Here is a 16,671-nt window from a genome sequence, read left to right as displayed (position 1 = left end):
TAGAAAAGAGGTATTACAATATGTTACCAAAATTTGATGTCTTGACAGATGAACAAATTGATAAGATTCATAAAAACAGCCTGAAAATTCTTCAGGAAATTGGTGTTGAATTCTCTTATGATCCAGCTATTGAAGTGTTTAAAAAACATGGTCAGCGGGTTGAAGGTCATCGGGTATTTTTAGATCCGGACTTTGTCGAGAACATGGTTGAAAAAGCACCCGCTCAATTTACCCTCCATGCCCGTAATCCCAAGCACAATTTAATTTGTGGTGGCAAAAACATTATGTATATGCCCGGTTATGGGGCACCCTTCGTCTATGATGCCGATGGCGGCAAACGGGATGCCACGATGGAAGATTACAACAATTTTGTTAAACTGGCCGGAGCCAGCAAAAACTTGCACATGACCGGCGGGACCGTGGTTGAACCAAGTGATGTTGAAGATGAGATCAGACATTTAAAAATGGCTTATAGTCATATCATTAATTCAGATAAATGTTTTATGGGCAGTTCTTCTGGTTATGAACACGCCCGAGATTGCATTGAATTAACGGCAGTCCTCCATGGCGGTTTGGATGTGATTAAGGAAAAACCAGCCCTGATCTGCTTAGTTAACTCGGTGACGCCCCTTAAATATGATGACCGGATGCTTGGTGGATTAATGGCCTATGCCGAAGCTGGACAGCCGATGGTAATTGCTTCACTGGTTATGGCAGGATCAACCGGTCCGGCAACGCTGGCTGGAGCCATGTCGCTTCAGAATGCGGAAGTACTGGCCGGGATTACCCTGACTCAGTGCATTAATCCGGGGACACCAGTGGTTTATGGCTCAACCTCGGCAGTAACCGATATGTCAACCGGATCGTTATCGATCGGAAATCCGGAGAATGCCTTGTTTACATCAGCCAGTGCCCAGTTCTCACGATTCTACGGCGTACCATGCCGAGGTGGCGGGGGCTTAACTGATGCTAAAACTGTTGATGCTCAGGCTGGTTATGAATCGATGATGGTTCTCTTTGCCGCCAGCACCACAGGAGTGAATTTCGTTCTGCATACAGCCGGAATTCTTCAATACTACATGGCGATGTCTTATGAAAAGTTTATGGTCGACGATGAAATCGCCGGGATGGTGCTACGTTACCTCAAAGGATTTGATACTGATAGTGATGAAAAAATGGCCTATGATGTGATTGAAACGGTTGGCCCAGGTGGTCACTTCCTGACGCAGAAACACACTCGTAAGAACTTTAAGACAGAATTTTTCAGACCTGCACTGAGTGACCGTCAATCCTTTGATGGCTGGTCAAAGGATTCGCTTGATACCAATCAACGGGCAAAATTAAAATGGCAGGAAGTTCTGGCCAGTTACACTCCGCCTGAACTGGATCCGGTAATCAAAGAAAAAGTTGAAGCATTCATTGAAAAACGATCGAAAGAATTATTGAAATAAAAAATATTAAAAGAAAAAAGGAGAAAAATAATGAACCCAATATTTGAAGAAATTAAAGATGCAATTGTCGATGGTGATGAGGATTTAGCAATTGAGCTGGCCGAAAAGGTTGTTGCCGAAAAAATCGATCCGGTTCAGGCGGTACAGCTTGGTTTTATTAAAGGAATTGAAGAAGTTGGGGCAGCGTGGACCAGTGGCGAAGCCTTTCTACCCGATGTAATGATGGCCGCTGATGCCATGAAAGCGGGAATGGATGTGCTGGAAGATGTTCTGGCAGCAGGAGAAGGCGAAGGCGCTTATGAAGATAAGGGTAAGATTGTTCTTGGCACCGTCGAAGGGGATATCCACGATATCGGGAAAAATATTGTCGGCGCGCTATTAACCTCTGCTGGTTTTAAAGTCTATGATATCGGCATCGATCAGAAGGCTGAAGACTTTGTAGCCAAAGCAGATGAGATTGGGGCTAAGATTATCGCTGCCAGCGCATTATTGACAACTACGATGAAGTCTCAAAAAGTACTGGTCGAATATCTGGATCAAAAAGGCTTGCGTGATCAATATAAAATTATCATTGGTGGCGGACCAACCAGTGAAAAATGGGGTGAAGACATTGGTGCTGATGGTTGGGCCGAAACAGCCGATGAAGCCGTGGAACTCTGCAAACAACTACTGGGATAGAAAAAAAGATGATACAATAAAGAATTATTACAGAACAGGTGCCAGAATTTTATTAAAATTTTGGCGCCTTTCTATCATATAACGAAGTAGAAAGGAAGTGAATATGATGGTATTTTACATATCAATTGGTCTTATTCTGCTGTTTCTCATTTTTGGTTTTTTATTTCCGGAACAATTGCTGGAGATTACCAGTCAGATGTTTTCTTTTATCACCAATGATTTGGGCTGGCTTTATCTGGCAACGGTTCTGGGAATCTTAATTTTTTCTCTTTATCTGGCGTTTGGCAGGTTTGGAAAAATTCGCCTGGGTAGTGATGATGATCGTCCCGAGTATTCGAATTTTTCCTGGTTTGCCATGCTCTTTAGTGCTGGTATGGGGATTGGGCTGGTTTTCTGGGGTGTTGCTGAACCGGTTTTTCATTATGCCGAACCGCCGATGGGGATTGAACCGTCCTCTACTGAGTCAGCCATGATGGCTTTTCGCTATACTTTTTTACATTGGGGGCTTCACCCCTGGGCGATTTATGCTATCGTCGGATTGGCGCTGGCTTATGTTACCTTTCGAAAAAAAATGCCGTGTTTAATCAGTTCAACCCTCTACCCCCTGCTGGGTGAAAAGACCAAGGGGCCGATTGGACAGGGGATTGATATCCTGGCCTTGATTTTAACAGTAATTGGCGTTGCCACCTCCTTGGGGATGGGAGCCTTGCAAGTAAATGGTGGTTTAAATACCCTCTTTAATGTTCCCAACTCAATCGGCAGCCAGGTTATTATTATCGCTGTTATTACGGTTTTATTTTTAATCTCCGCGGCAACCGGTATCGATAAAGGCATAAAAATACTCAGCAACACCAATATTATTATTGCTGTGTTGCTGTTGCTGTTTTTATTTTTATTTGGTCCAACCGTTTTTATTCTCGACACCTTCTTTGTCAGTCTTAGCGGTTATATTCAGAACTTACTGCCAATGAGTTTGGCCTTATCACCGTTTGAAAAAGATCCCTGGGTTGGCGCATGGACGATTTTTTATTGGGCCTGGTGGCTTTCCTGGGGGCCGTTTGTGGGAACCTTTATTGCTCGAATATCGAAAGGCCGAACGGTGAAAGAATTTATTCTGGGTGTGATTATTCTGCCCGCCGTTTTTTGCTGTCTCTGGTTTACCGTTTTTGGCGGAACGGCCTTGTATTTCGAAATCTTTGTGGGTGTTGATATTGTTTCCCAGGTTATAAATGATATGACGGTGGGTTTGTTTGCCACCTTATCTTATTTGCCGATGGGGAAAATCGTCTCCTTTGTTGCAACGATACTGATTGTCACATTCTTTGTAACATCGGCAGATTCAGCAACTTTTGTCATCAGTATGTTCTCTCGAAACGGGGATTTGAATCCGGATACTAAAATTAAAATGATCTGGGGGACCTTGTTGTCATTAATGGCGATTGTACTGCTTTTTAGTGGTGGACTGGTCGCCATGAGAAATACCTCCATTATTATGGCACTGCCATTTTTAGGCATTATTATTTTAATGTGTGTGGCTATTTTTAAAGCGTTTAATAATGAATAGAAGATATAAAAGTTGACTTATTTAACGGGTAGAATAAGTGACTAAAGTTAATGAAGGACTTATCGTTTAGTTTAGCAAATCGTTTTCGCGATGAGTGAAAGTACTGTTTAACAACTTCGACTAGAAGTTTGTCTTTTATAAAAAATTTAACATAAATGCATTGCTGATAAGAACTACCATAATATATAATGAGTGAAATAAATTTAGAGTCATCGAAGCAAAAGAAAGAGGTTGAGGTTTGAAAGGGAATAAAAGTCATTTGAGAAAATCAAAGTCTATTCGGACAAGGCTGTTAATTGTACCACTGATTTGCGTACTGGCAGGGGTCTTTTTAATTGGTGCAATATCTTCGTATTTGACCAGAGACAGCTTGTTGGCTGAAATGAGAGAGAATGGATTTTCATCATCGCAGCGTTTTGTTGATCGAATTGAAGACAATACTGAAGCCGTTAAAACCATGAATGAAATGCTAGAAACCCAGATTCGCAGTGTCGGAAATATCATTTTTGCCAATCGGGACCGGGTCAACGATGAATATTTAACACAGTTGTCGGAACAAACCGGAATTAATCCCATTTATCTGTATAATCCGACAGGAACTATTTTTAATGCCGCTTACGGTGAATATATGGGATGGACAGTCCCCGCCGATCACCCCATTCATGATTTTATGGTCAGCGGGGCAACAGAACTGATGGAAGAAATCCGAGCTGACAGTGAAACCGGTAATCTGTTTAAATATGGTTATGTGCGAAATAGTAGCGGTGAATTTATTCAAGCTGGAGTATCGGCTGATCGGGTGCTGGAATTAACTGAAAAATTCGGGTATCAGGCCTTGATTGATGAATTGGTGTCGGACGAGAGCATTGTTTATGCGAGCTTTATTGACAGAGATTTGATCGGCGTGGCGGATAACAACAAGGATGACATTGGCGAAAGTTATCAGGACGATGAGACCATAAAAAAGGTCGCGCTTGATGGTGAAATGAGTGCCAAAGAGTTTTTTGATGAAGTGGAAAATGCCAACGTTTATGATGTCTTATATCCCGTTGTGATCAATGGGGAACTCGAAGGGGCTTTGAATATAGGCTATTCGATGAATAATGTTCAAGCCGCAATCACAAAAAATATTATGCTCATTGCTCTGGCGGGATTGTTTGTTTTTCTCATTTTGGGAGTAATCTTATATAAACTGTCAACGTCAATCACCAAACCCATTGCCAGTGTGAACCATATGATCAAAGAGATGGGAAAAGGTCATCTGGGCATTCGCCTAAACATGGATGCACAAGACGAGATTGGTGAAATGGCCATGACCATGGATACCTTTGCTGATGAACTTCAGAATGTTGTCATTGGCACGATGAATCAGATTTCTTCGGGTGATGTTTCAGCCGATATTGAAGAAAAAGACGAATTGGACGAAATTACCCCGGCCTTAAAACACACCATCAAAACCATCCGCGGCTTAATTGAGGAAGCAACCCGCCTGTCTCAAGCTGCTGTGGCCGGTAAGCTCGAGACAAGAGGTAATACAAAGGCTTTTGAAGGTGGTTTTAAAGATATTGTTGAAGGCGTCAATGCCACGCTTGATGCTGTGGTTGGACCGATCAATACGGCAGCGGAATATGTGGATCGGATTGGAAAAGGAGAAATTCCGGAAAAAATTACACAAACTTATGCCGGCGACTTTGATAAACTCAAGCTAAGTATCAACGCCTGTATTGATGGCTTGGGGGCCCTGAAAGAAGGGAATCGCGTGTTGTCATTAATGAGTCAGAATGACTTAAGTCAGAGTATTGATACGCACTATCTGGGGATTTATGGAGAAATAGGCGAAGGGATTAATGCGGTTCACGGACAGCTGGTAAAAATTGTCAATATTGCGAATCATATTGAAGACGGCGAACTCAGTGACCTAAGAGAATTAAAATCCATTGGTAAACGAAGCGACAATGATACCCTGATTCCGAGCTTGATTGGTATGATGGAAAATATTGTTTTGCTGGTGGAAGAAACCCAAAAAATGACTGCTACGGCAGTCAAGGGGGATTTGCGTTTCAGAGGTGATCAAACACGCTTTACCGGGGAGTATGCAAAAGTCATTGAAGGATTCAACGAGACGTTGGATGCTGTAATTCGTCCAATCAGCGAAGCGTCAGAAACGCTAAAAGAGCTGGCGGCAGGCAATTTAAATACATCAATGCGCGGCGATTATCAGGGGGATCATGCCATTATTAAAGAAGATATGAACCAGACCATTGTTAATTTAAAGCGTTACGTCAATGAAATTACTTGTACCCTTGAAGAAATAAGCCGGGGAAACTTAGATCAAGAAATAACCTCTGTTTATACCGGCGACTTTCTGGCTATAAAAGAAGCGTTAAATGGTATTAGTTCCAGTCTAAGTACAACCATGACGGATATTGATGTGGCCGCAGCGCATGTAGAAATTGGTGCCAGACAGATTTCAGATGGGGGTCAGGCACTGGCTCAGGGAACCACTGAGCAGGCCAGCTCAATTCAGGAATTGACCGCTTCCATTGAAGAAGTAGCTGGTGAAACCAAGCAGAATGCCATCCGAGCGAGCGACGCCAATGAGCTGGCAGTAAGAGTCCGAAAAAATGCCGAAGTTGGTAATGGGCAAATGGCAAAAATGATTTCAGCGATGGGGGACATTGATGAATCGTCCAGTAATATTTCTAAAATTATTAAGGTCATCGATGATATCGCCTTCCAGACAAACATTCTGGCGTTAAATGCTGCGGTTGAAGCAGCCCGGGCCGGGCAGCATGGCAAAGGTTTTGCTGTCGTTGCTGAAGAAGTTAGAAGCCTGGCAGCACGGAGTGCCGAAGCCGCCAAAGAAACGACTGGACTCATTGAAGGATCGATCGAAAAGGTTGGAGTCGGGACGAAAATTGCCGATCAAACAGCAGAAAGTTTAAAAGAAATATTAGACGAAATTGAAAAGGTGACCAGTTTGGTGGGGAACATTGCCAGAGCTTCCAACGATCAGGCCGCCGAAATTGCCCAGATTACCCAGGGCATTGAGCAGGTTTCCGAGGTGGTTCAAACGAATTCAGCGACTGCCGAAGAAAGTGCTGCATCCAGTGAAGAATTATCGGGGCAGGCAGAAATGCTTAAGGTGATGGTCGGAGCCTTTAAGCTTAAGGATCAAACCAAGCAGAGAAATGAGAGCTACCTTGACAAGACTGATGATAAAAAAGAGGCGCGATCGCAGCCAAAGATTGTTTTAGACGACTTGGAACTTGATAAATACTAGAAACTAAAGTAGTCAATTGAAGAAGGCGATCAATCAAAGAGTACGCTTTTACGATACGAGTCAAGTATGTGTGTAGCATCTAGGTCGATAAAAAACAGAGACTATCCCTACAAGGGATAGTCTCTGTTCAGGCTGTCAAAAAAGATAACCGGCAATTGGTCGGTGCGGTAGTTTATTAACAACCTCCGCTGTTTATAATTTGGCCAGGAGTTGTTCTTTCTTCTGGTTGAATTCTTCCTCACTGATAATGCCCTTTTCTTTTAGAACCGCTAATTTTTCGATCAGCGCAATCGGATCTTCTTGAGCCGGTGGAGTGGCTTGAGGGACAGTTTCAAAGGCTTCAGAAGCGGACGAATCGGGAGCATCCGGGGTAACTTCAGCCGGCTTGTAGGTGTTATAAATCGCTTTAAGCCGCTCGGCTTCGCCAGCATAGAGGATGCTGATGGTTTCGATCGCATCGGCTGTTTTTATTTCAGTATCATTGGGGTTCATCCCCAGGGTGAGTGATAAATCCAGAAAAGAAACCGTGCTCAGTTGGGTGGTCAGAGACAAAATCTGGTCATAAGGAAAACTTTTTTTCGTCTCTAAATCGCGGTCATAGAGCACAATTTTGCGATTCGTACAGGTGATGAACTTTTTGGAAACCAGGCTACCCATCCCCCAGGCAAAATAGACCAGTTTTTCGTCGGGTTCTAGAAAGCTTTTAACAATTTCCAGGGTGGTGGGATCCAGTTTGGAAGCAATGAAAGCATCAACCTGGGCATCATCAATGACAAAATCATTGTTTTTCAGACGCCCGAGATATTCAGTCAAAGTGATGATGTCGATGGATTTGATTTCTTCGGCCGGGGTGGTGATCAGGGTGATGGCGTTAACAAGGAGGCTGCAGTGGGCATCGCCCTTATTAATGGTGATGCAAAAGAGCTTTTCACGGGGAATGGAGCCTATCGCAAAAAATGACGGGTTTTCCGGGAAAAGAATTTTAAAATAAAGATGACTGGTGGTGAGTAGGATTATCTGACCTTTGGAATCTTTGAATTGAAATAAGAACTGTTCCTGCATGGAATAGGTTGGAAAATTTTTTAAGACATTTTTCAAAGCTTTTTCGTCATTGGGGTACATCTCAATTTTGGTTGCAACGGGGCTGTTGGCAGGTAGCAAGAGTTTATCAGAGAAATTTCTGGTAAACATCGTGACCTCATCATCCCCGGCATTGATCAGTGGGCTGGCAGGAGCCTCCACCGGATTAAGCAGCTGCTCGACCAGGGTATCGGTATAGGTTTTGATTCGCTGATCCATTTCAGCTCTTAACCGTTCCTGTTCTTCTTTTTTAAGAGCTAAATCTGCTTGAATTGAATCAATACTTTCCTTGGCCAGATCGGTAACATCTTTAAATAGATCTTTTAGTCCCATGATTGGTCTCCTTTTGATTGATGAATTACTTTTTGATTAATTATTTTCATTTTACCTAAGGATGAGTAAAATAGCAAATTAAAACAGCCGCCTGAATCGATCTTTAAGATTAATTCAGACGGCTGAAAAAATATTTAGTTAAGGAGGACTAGCCTTTTAAAATAGAAAGTGCTTCTTCCCGGCCGCATTCCATCAGGTAAGGAATTCTGGTGACTTTAGCACATTCTTCAGTTAACGACATCAGTTCGTTGCGGGTGATGCTTTCAGTACTAAAACATCGGGCACCGGCCATTAATTGTTGTAAGCCAACCCGGATTTTGTCGGAGTAGCTGTAAATACCAATAGCCCCCAAGGGGATATTTTTAATTTCTTTGGCTCCAACGATGTCTTTGACCGCTTCGTAACAGACAAAAATTTCTTCTGGTGTGGAACCGAATTCGCTAACGGTTTTGGGCAGCTTATTTTCTTTGATCCATTGGTCAATGTTTTTACCAACCATCCCAGGAATCATCAGGGCACGGCCCATACAAACCGCTTTGACATAGGGTGCACCGAGGGCTAAGGCTTTGAAAACCCCGTCTTCACTACTGAATCCGCCGGCAAAGGCCAGGTCAGGAACGCGCTCGCCCTGGGATTCCAGAATCTGGGCAAATTCAACGGCTGCTGAATGCAGGTAAATGGAAGGCATCCCCCATTCTTCCATCATTCGCCAGGGACTCATGCCGGTTCCGCCGGGGGCACCATCAATGGTCAACAGGTCGATCTTAGCTTTTGAACACCATTTCATGGCCATTGCCAGTTCTCTTAAGCCATAGGCGCCGGTTTTTAAGGTGATTCGTTTATAACCTAAGGCTCGTAAACGCTCAACTTCAGCCATAAAGCTTTCTTCACTGATAAAACCAAGACGACTGTGACGTTCAAATTCTTTAATGGCACCATCGTTAAAAGCGGCTTGAATAACTGGATCCATCGGGTCCGGGGTGACGATGTAGCCACGTTTTTGCAGTTCCATGGCTCGTTCGATGGTATTAACTTTGATTTCGCCACCGATACATTTAGCACCCTGGCCCCATTTCAGCTCAATGGTTTCAATGTTGTGTTTGTTGATGATGTATTCGGCCACGCCTAAACGAGTATCTTCAACATTCATTTGAATGAGAATTTCGCCCTTGCCGGAGTGATATCGTTTATAGGCTTCAATGCGGCGGTCCATGTCAGGAGCCTCAATAACCATATTGTTTTTGTTAAGAACCAGTCGGGGGTCAATCCCACAGACGTTTTCACCACAAACAATGGTAACACCAGAAATAGCGGCACCAACGGCGAAATGATCCCAGTTTTTGCGGGCGATTTCGGTGGAACCTAAAGCACCTGTAAAAATCGGAACAGCCATGGTCACTTTGCTATCCCAGCCATAGGCGCATTCGGTGCTGACATTTGGAAAACGGGCATTGTCAGGTGTGCCCACTTCGCCGTTAGGTAAACCTTTTGCACCGAGGGCATAACCCTGAATATTTAAATGAGAATAATCGACCGGATAATCCTTGTCACCACCGGCGGTTACATCACCGAAGGGACCTGGATAAATCAGTTCCCGGCCTCTGAAAGTGGCTTTGAAAACTTCACAATTACCCCGACATCCATCCACACAGCGTGAACAGATTCCAGAACAGGGTACAACACTTTTGGAACGGTTGAAAGTTTCGGTGGCATCGTTGCCATTGGGTCTTTGAAGATTCATTAATTTTCCCCCTTGAAAATTTTGGTTTTGTAAAACATGTAAATTTCTGTTGATAATTTGCACCTTTGAAAATTATCAATTTATCCTTATTCAGGACAAAAAACTTACTTTATCATTATAAATCAAATAAGAAGATTGTCAATAGAACCCCAATCTGAGCAAAGCAAAACGGATACAGTGACTTGATTATATTGTGTTGTTGTAGTAACGACAAAGATAAAAAAAAACAACCATTGCGCTATAAGTGTACTAATGTGGCGTACATTTATAGCACAATGGTACGTGTAAATAGCCCCATTTCGTGATAAAAAATTAAATATAAACTTTTTCATCAATGACTTCTGTATTAAGAACAATGCTTAAATTGCCGTTTCGACATCGTAATTTGTCAATGAATTCTTTTTGATCGGTATTATTTTTCAACGTAATGGTGTAGTTAATTTCAAAAAGAGAGCCAAAATCACTGGTTTTAACCCGCTGAATTTTGTGACTGCTCGTATAGTGCTTTAGAATATCATTAAAACAGTTCTGAAAATCAATATCTTCGGGGATCGTGATTTTTAACTGCATATTTTTAACCTTGGGTTTGCCATAGTTTGAGATGCTTAAGATTACCATCACCGTGCAGAGAATAATCGCAAAGATAGCCCCATATAAAATGTAACCCATACCGCAGGCAAGACCTACCGCCAGGGTAAAGAACACATAAGAGATATCAATGGGATCTCCCGGGGCACTTCGGAAACGGATCAAGCTGAAAGCGCCAGCCAGACTGAAGGCCCGGGCAACGTTATTGCCGACTAATAAAATGATGATAGAAATAATTGCCGGCAGCATAATCAATGTGACCACAAAGCCTGGGGAATAGCCGTCTTTGCCTCGGGTCCGGACATAGACGAAGCTGATAAACAAACCCATCGCCAGAGCGGCGAAAATGACGCTTAAGGTGCTCTCAATCGTTAGGGTTTCGGTCAGGGTGGTGGAAAAAAGTGATTCAATCATGAGTGGTCTCCTTTAGTTATTAACACAGGGTGTCAATTTGCTATTGATCTGATCATTAGTGTAAATGGGAAGGTTAATCAACTTGCCAATACTTTGCTGGCGGTAATCCTTATAAGCTTTTCCGTATTTGGAAAAACTGCTGCTGTAAATTTCTAATTCGGTTAAGGCGTGAGTCAGCCAGAGAGGAATGGCTCCCAGAATTTTTATCTCCATCAGATAGTGATCGGCTGGGATAAGAGAATGTCCGAAATCTCCTTTTTCGAGGGACAGACTATGCTGTCGACTTTTCAGATTGTAGTCAAAGGTCACTCGGAGCTCAGGGTCGTTTTTTCCGACAAAAGCAATCCGCTGATAGCCGATGTAGGTCTTGGGCGTGACCAGATGATTTTTTAAGAAAAACTCAATCTCTTCCAGGACCAGCCGATTTATGGTATTAAGTTCTTTGGGGTATTCCAGCTTTGAAACAAAACGGGATGCTTCATTAAGACGAAGGATCGCCCGCCGTTTATTGACAACACCGCCGATTTTCTTTTTGAGTTCCAGGAAAACCTGATCATCGGGAGATGTGGGGATCGTATAGCTTCGCAAACGAAGCTTTTCCTTGTAATAGGGTTTGGCAAGGGAATGGCGGATAATGTCGTAATTTTCGGTGTCATAATAGATATTGTAAATGGAATAGCCGTCATTTTTTTTTGTATAGTCATCGGGTTTCATCTGGGTTAAAAGCAAAGGCATCAGTTGTTTGAGTTGGCTAGCACTTAACTGATATTTATTTTCAAAGCGTTTAAAAGTTTTTGTGATCATGATAGTACCTCCATAAAGTTTTCTTCATATCGTTGCTTTTCTAAAGTATACTCGACCCGTTTGTTAAGCGTTTGTTAATTTTGTGTTTTTTTTGTGAACGTTCTGAAAATAAAAAAGATGCACCCAAGGTGCATCTTTGAGGCAGTCAATAAACTACCGACCAATTGTTAATCTGTTGTTTGCTTCGCCATGCGAAAATCGCTACGCTACTTTCGCATTGGTCGCGGGTAGCCGCCAACTATAAACAAGCTTATGATTGGCTCGTTGCCTGCGCCCAGAATCAGACAGGCTCTGCCATATCCGCTCCGATACGTACAACATGCGAACAATTGTCGGTACTGGGCTATCTTTCTTATTGTACAGTACTAAATTTTTAGCGTAAACCAGAAAATCGAGCCTTCATTAAGCTTTGAGGTGACACCGTAATCTCCGTGGTGGATATCGAGGATGGATTTGACGATGGATAGACCCAGACCAGTGCCGGTGACTGCCCGTTTGTGGGTTTTATCGACCTTATAATAGCGATCCCAAATATAGGGGAGATCTTCAGCGGCGATTCCTTCGCCGGAATCAGCCACTTCGATCTTAACCCAGTTGGTCAGATCGTCGGCCGGATTTTGAAAGATCGTCTGGGTGACGGTGATTTTTTTATCGTCTCCGGTATAATTGATGGCATTGGTTAACAGGTTGTAAAACGCCTGAGAAATTCGGGTTTCATCCGCCGTCAGGGTAACCTCCCGGTCAGCGATAAAATCAATCTGGTAGCCATCGAGTTCCATCATTTTATTCATTCTGTTAATGGAGTTGCTCAAGCTGACGGTCACGTTATAGGGCTGAAGATGGACATTGATGTTGCCAGTTTGCAGCTTGGAAATGTCCATGACATCATTAACCAGGGTGGTTAACCGTTTGGTTTCATCCACAATAATCTGGGCATTTTCGGAATTGTTTTCATCCGGTAAATCCCGCATTGCTTCAGCATAGCCGCTGATTAAGGTTAGAGGGGTGCGCAAATCGTGGGAGATATTGGCAATTAGTTCCTGACGTAGTAGCTCAACCTTTGAAAGCTCTTTGGCGGTAAAGTTCAAGGTGTCTGAGAGCTCGGCAATTTCTTTGTAGCCTGTTCCCTTAAACTGGGTTGAATAGTCACCAGTGGCCAGCATTTTAGCACTTTCGTTGATGGCTTCAATAGGTCGGGAGATCCATTTGGCAATGATAAAAGCCAGGATTACCGAAAACAGAATCATAAAGGCTGTAATATAATAAAGTTGCACCCGTAGGGTATTAACCGTCGCATTCACCGGCGAAATCAGTGAGTTGAGTACCAAAATTAATTCGTTATTGTTCGCATCGATGATGGTTTTAGAGTAAATAAGGGTATCCTTTTCTTTTTCCTCCGCTGGCGGTTTATCCTGAATTTGAGTGTTTTCAGGTTGAACAGAATCAGGCTCTGTTTCTCTGGCGTAGCCATCATGATTATAATACTGAAACAATTCGCCGTCATTGTTGGTCACTTCGGAATGAAGCGCTTTTTCATCAAAGGTTGGCTTACTGTGAATGATGCATCCCTTGACAACATGGGAAGAGTAGATGGTATCTCCGGAACTTGACAAAACCTTGATGCAAATATCATTATTTTCAGAAACGGTGGAAATGATGGTGGCAATATTCTCGTCATTAATACTCTTTTCAATGGTGTTGGCAGTGGCTTTGATTTCATTGATTTTGATGCTTTTATAAAAACTGTTCAGAAAAACGACCTGAAAAAGCCAGAGCAGTATCAGTAACACCCCGCAAAAGCCAAGCAGAAATAGAAAAATTTTCCATTTGATAGTGATCTGTCGGGATTTATTTTTTTGGGGGAAAAATGACTTGCTTTTTTTCAATGGTTTAACCTTCAAACCGATAGCCCACGCCCCGCAGGGTAGTGATCAGTCGGGCATATTCTCCAAGACTTTTGCGGAGTAATTTAATATGGGTATCCAGGGTTCGGTCATCCCCGTAGAAATCATAGCCCCAAACTTCAGTAATCAGTTTTTCTCGGGTCAAAGCGATGTTTTTGTTACGGATCAGATAAAAAATAAGGTCAAATTCTTTTGGCGACATATCGATGCTTTCGTTATCGATAAGGATTCTTCTGGCGGTAAAGTCAGCGGTCAGGCCATCCTTCACAAAGATATCATGTTCCAAAGACTGATCCCGGGCGGCCCGCTTCATGATGGCATCGATGCGCATCATCAGTTCTTTGGGCGAAAAGGGTTTTACCACATAATCGTCGATGCCCAGTTCAAAGCCATGAATCTTGTCATATTCTTCACCTCGGGCAGAAAGCATCAAGACCGGAATGTTTTGGGTTTTTCTAATTTCTTTGACGGCAGAAAAACCATCCAGTTCCGGCATCATAATATCCATAATAATAATATCAAAGGTTTCGTTGCGGCAGCGTTCAACGGCTTCCATCCCGTTTGAGGCTTCAACCGCCGTATGACCTTCAAAAATTGCGTATTTTTTAATCAGTACTCGGATTTTTTCTTCATCATCCGTTATTAATAGTTTATACATCCACGTCACCTCTTTTTCTCATTATAATATAAACAGGATAATATTGCTAAGTGTTTATTGCGTGAACAAGTTCTGATTTATGGCTGAAAAATCTTTAGAAAGCTGATGATTTATGTGACATCATCACAGAAAAAAAACGGCAAAGGCGATAAGATAATAACATAATAAAGAAGTATTAAAATTTACACCAATAAATTATATAAAGGAAGGTTTTATTATGTTAAACTTATTATCAAGAAAATCAGAGTCAAAAAATTCAGTAAAAAGAATATCCCCGGCTGAGGCCAAAAAACGATTGGATGCCAATGAACCAATCGTGCTTCTCGATGTGAGAGAAAAAAATGAATATGCCGGCCAACATATTCCGAATAGTATTAATCTACCATTAGGCCAGATTCAGACGGTGGATAAAATCGTTCCGGATAAAAATGCTACGATCTTTGTTTACTGTTTGAGTGGCGGCAGATCTCAAAGTGCTGCGAGTCAGATGGTCAAAATGGGATATCAGAACATTTATAATCTTGGCGGCATCGGCGGTTGGAAATATGGAACCGTTAGCAGTCATTAATTAAAACTTGAGGTGGGTATGGGAGATCAAGAAATTCAGGCGTTATCCAGAAAAATATTTTTAACCATTTCACCACCCGGAAATGGGGATATTATCGGTGATCAGGAACGCATTCTTAACGCATTGACTCCAGATTTTGGAGCGGTGCGTTTTTCTCGACGCCTACTAAAAAAAATATACCCCTTGTGCCGGGAAGCCAATTGGGAGATTACGCTGACGCTGGTAAAAAGCGGCGCAACCTGGGAGCTGGTGGAACTGGAACCCGGGGATTGGCGGCATCGCCATTTTGGGTTGGCCGTCGATTTGGGCAGTACCTCCGTGGCAATGAGGATGGTGGATTTAAATACCGGTAAGGTCCTGGGTGAAGAAAGTATCCTAAATCATCAGATTGCGTATGGTGATGATATTCTCAGTCGTATCTTTTATGCCAAAAATAAACCGGCTCATCTTCTGGCTGTGCAGGAAGCAACGATTGGTACCTTTAATGCCCTGATGAATCGACTGGAAGAAACAACTGGAATCAATGCTCAGAAATCCTGTATCATGGTTGTTTCTGGCAATACCACGATGATCCATTTTTTATTGGGTATTGATCCCTGGCCCATTTTCGAGTATCCTTTTGCGCCGGTGTTTAATCATACCGGTTATCTTGACGCCTGGGATCTGGGGCTTAATACCAGTGGCTATCTTTATTGTATGCCCTCGGTTGCGAACTATTTAGGCGGTGATACTATCAGCGGTTTGCTGCTGGCCGGTCTTCACGAAAAAGATGAATTGGGATTATTTATCGATATTGGTACCAACGGTGAAATGGTCTTAGGAAATAAGAACTTTTTGGTGGCCGGAGCCGGAGCAGCCGGACCGGCATTAGAAGGCGGTATCAGTAAAAACGGCATGAAGGCCACCGCTGGGGCTGTGGATTCGGTTATTATTGTCGAAAATGAGCTCAGACTGACAACCATCGGCGGTCATCGGCCCCTGGGTATTTGTGGGTCGGGGATTGTTGATCTGATTGCCCAGATGCTGTTAAGCGGCTGGATTGATTTCTCAGGTCGCTTTAATCCCGAGAAATCCCGCCGGATTGTTAAACGTGGCGAAGAATATGGGGTTCTATACGCCACCCGGGATGAGTCCGGTAGTGGTGAAGAACTGCTTTTTACGCAAAAGGATATGAGCCAATTTATCGATACGAAAGCTGCCGCCAGCACCATGGTTGCCTATCTGCTGGAACGGTTGGGTGTTGAGGCCATGGATGTTGATCGGCTGTATGTTTCTGGGGCTTTTGGGACTTACATTAATCTGGAGTCAGCGATCACCATCGGTCTTTATCCGGATTTACCCCGAGAACGTTTTGTTTCGTTGGGAAATAGTTCCTTAAATGGGGCTTATGCCCTACTAACCAACGGTGATAAAATGGAAACGGTCACGATGCTTCAGGAACGGATCGAGTATCTGGAGTTTGGAGCGGCCACTGATTTTATTTCCCGGATGTATGCCGCCCGGTTTTTGCCCCATACGGATTTTGATCTCTATCCCACCGTTAAGGCGGCACTAAAAAAACAGGGACGCTTGCGATAGCAGTCAAAAAAACAGGCCGCCAGACAA

Annotated in this window: 11 protein-coding genes and 1 pseudogene; 6 read left to right on the top strand and 6 right to left on the bottom strand. The window is 43.1% G+C overall.

Annotation, left to right across the window (positions count from 1 at the left end):
* Window positions 1-8 precede the first annotated feature (8 nt).
* From ACIZ62_RS15995 to ACIZ62_RS15980, 4 genes and pseudogenes are all read left to right on the top strand, one after another.
* Window positions 9-1,451 (top strand): annotated as a pseudogene (locus ACIZ62_RS15995) (trimethylamine methyltransferase family protein); the annotation flags it as partial.
* 30 nt (window positions 1,452-1,481) lie between these two features.
* Window positions 1,482-2,129, top strand: coding sequence for a glycine betaine-specific corrinoid protein MtgC (gene mtgC, locus ACIZ62_RS15990; protein ID WP_111888985.1), 648 nt, complete (start codon window positions 1,482-1,484; stop codon window positions 2,127-2,129).
* A 103-nt stretch (window positions 2,130-2,232) separates the two neighbouring features.
* Complete coding sequence (locus ACIZ62_RS15985) at window positions 2,233-3,693, top strand: glycine betaine uptake BCCT transporter (RefSeq protein ID WP_305781825.1); 1,461 nt, start codon at window positions 2,233-2,235, stop codon at window positions 3,691-3,693.
* A 238-nt stretch (window positions 3,694-3,931) separates the two neighbouring features.
* Window positions 3,932-6,976: a methyl-accepting chemotaxis protein gene (locus tag ACIZ62_RS15980; RefSeq protein ID WP_322519948.1), complete on the top strand. Its 3,045-nt coding sequence runs from the start codon at window positions 3,932-3,934 to the stop codon at window positions 6,974-6,976.
* A 192-nt stretch (window positions 6,977-7,168) separates the two neighbouring features.
* On the opposite strand, the gene ACIZ62_RS15975 is transcribed toward ACIZ62_RS15980, so the two are convergent.
* From ACIZ62_RS15975 to ACIZ62_RS15950, 6 genes are all read right to left on the bottom strand, one after another.
* A complete protein-coding gene (locus ACIZ62_RS15975) occupies window positions 7,169-8,389 on the bottom strand; it encodes an SHOCT domain-containing protein (RefSeq protein WP_204355419.1) in 1,221 nt (406 codons plus the stop codon).
* Between the two features lie 148 nt (window positions 8,390-8,537).
* Window positions 8,538-10,130: an FMN-binding glutamate synthase family protein gene (locus ACIZ62_RS15970; RefSeq protein ID WP_111888986.1), complete on the bottom strand. Its 1,593-nt coding sequence runs from the start codon at window positions 10,128-10,130 to the stop codon at window positions 8,538-8,540.
* 312 nt (window positions 10,131-10,442) lie between these two features.
* The gene (locus tag ACIZ62_RS15965) at window positions 10,443-11,132 is read right to left on the bottom strand and encodes a DUF4956 domain-containing protein (protein WP_111888987.1); all 690 of its coding nucleotides are present in this window, start codon (window positions 11,130-11,132) and stop codon (window positions 10,443-10,445) included.
* Between the two features lie 12 nt (window positions 11,133-11,144).
* Window positions 11,145-11,936: a polyphosphate polymerase domain-containing protein gene (locus ACIZ62_RS15960; protein WP_111888988.1), complete on the bottom strand. Its 792-nt coding sequence runs from the start codon at window positions 11,934-11,936 to the stop codon at window positions 11,145-11,147.
* Window positions 11,937-12,301: 365 nt separating this feature from the next.
* Window positions 12,302-13,822 (bottom strand): sensor histidine kinase, encoded by a 1,521-nt coding sequence (locus ACIZ62_RS15955; RefSeq protein ID WP_414150601.1) that lies wholly within the window; start codon window positions 13,820-13,822, stop codon window positions 12,302-12,304.
* Between the two features lie 4 nt (window positions 13,823-13,826).
* The gene (locus tag ACIZ62_RS15950; RefSeq protein ID WP_111888990.1) at window positions 13,827-14,498 is read right to left on the bottom strand and encodes a response regulator transcription factor; all 672 of its coding nucleotides are present in this window, start codon (window positions 14,496-14,498) and stop codon (window positions 13,827-13,829) included.
* 217 nt (window positions 14,499-14,715) lie between these two features.
* Between ACIZ62_RS15950 and ACIZ62_RS15945 the strand changes: the two genes are divergently transcribed.
* Both ACIZ62_RS15945 and ACIZ62_RS15940 read left to right on the top strand, forming a co-directional pair.
* Window positions 14,716-15,066: a rhodanese-like domain-containing protein gene (locus ACIZ62_RS15945; protein WP_111888991.1), complete on the top strand. Its 351-nt coding sequence runs from the start codon at window positions 14,716-14,718 to the stop codon at window positions 15,064-15,066.
* Between the two features lie 18 nt (window positions 15,067-15,084).
* Window positions 15,085-16,644, top strand: a complete 1,560-nt coding sequence (locus ACIZ62_RS15940; RefSeq protein ID WP_111888992.1) for an ASKHA domain-containing protein — start codon at window positions 15,085-15,087, stop codon at window positions 16,642-16,644.
* The last annotated feature ends 27 nt before the right edge of the window (window positions 16,645-16,671 follow it).

The sequence above is a fragment of the Acetobacterium carbinolicum genome (genome assembly GCF_047456275.1).
Classification (GTDB): Bacteria; Bacillota; Clostridia; order Eubacteriales; family Eubacteriaceae; genus Acetobacterium; species Acetobacterium carbinolicum.
This window is presented reverse-complemented; position numbering and strand designations above follow the sequence as displayed.

Coding starts and splice junctions, on each gene's coding strand:
- ACIZ62_RS15975 (WP_204355419.1), bottom strand. CDS start 8,389: ATGGGACTAAAAGATCTATTTAAAGATGTTACCGATCTGGCCAAGGAA.
- ACIZ62_RS15960 (WP_111888988.1), bottom strand. CDS start 11,936: ATGATCACAAAAACTTTTAAACGCTTTGAAAATAAATATCAGTTAAGT.
- ACIZ62_RS15945 (WP_111888991.1), top strand. CDS start 14,716: ATGTTAAACTTATTATCAAGAAAATCAGAGTCAAAAAATTCAGTAAAA.
- ACIZ62_RS15965 (WP_111888987.1), bottom strand. CDS start 11,132: ATGATTGAATCACTTTTTTCCACCACCCTGACCGAAACCCTAACGATT.
- ACIZ62_RS15970 (WP_111888986.1), bottom strand. CDS start 10,130: ATGAATCTTCAAAGACCCAATGGCAACGATGCCACCGAAACTTTCAAC.
- ACIZ62_RS15940 (WP_111888992.1), top strand. CDS start 15,085: ATGGGAGATCAAGAAATTCAGGCGTTATCCAGAAAAATATTTTTAACC.
- ACIZ62_RS15950 (WP_111888990.1), bottom strand. CDS start 14,498: ATGTATAAACTATTAATAACGGATGATGAAGAAAAAATCCGAGTACTG.
- mtgC (WP_111888985.1), top strand. CDS start 1,482: ATGAACCCAATATTTGAAGAAATTAAAGATGCAATTGTCGATGGTGAT.
- ACIZ62_RS15985 (WP_305781825.1), top strand. CDS start 2,233: ATGATGGTATTTTACATATCAATTGGTCTTATTCTGCTGTTTCTCATT.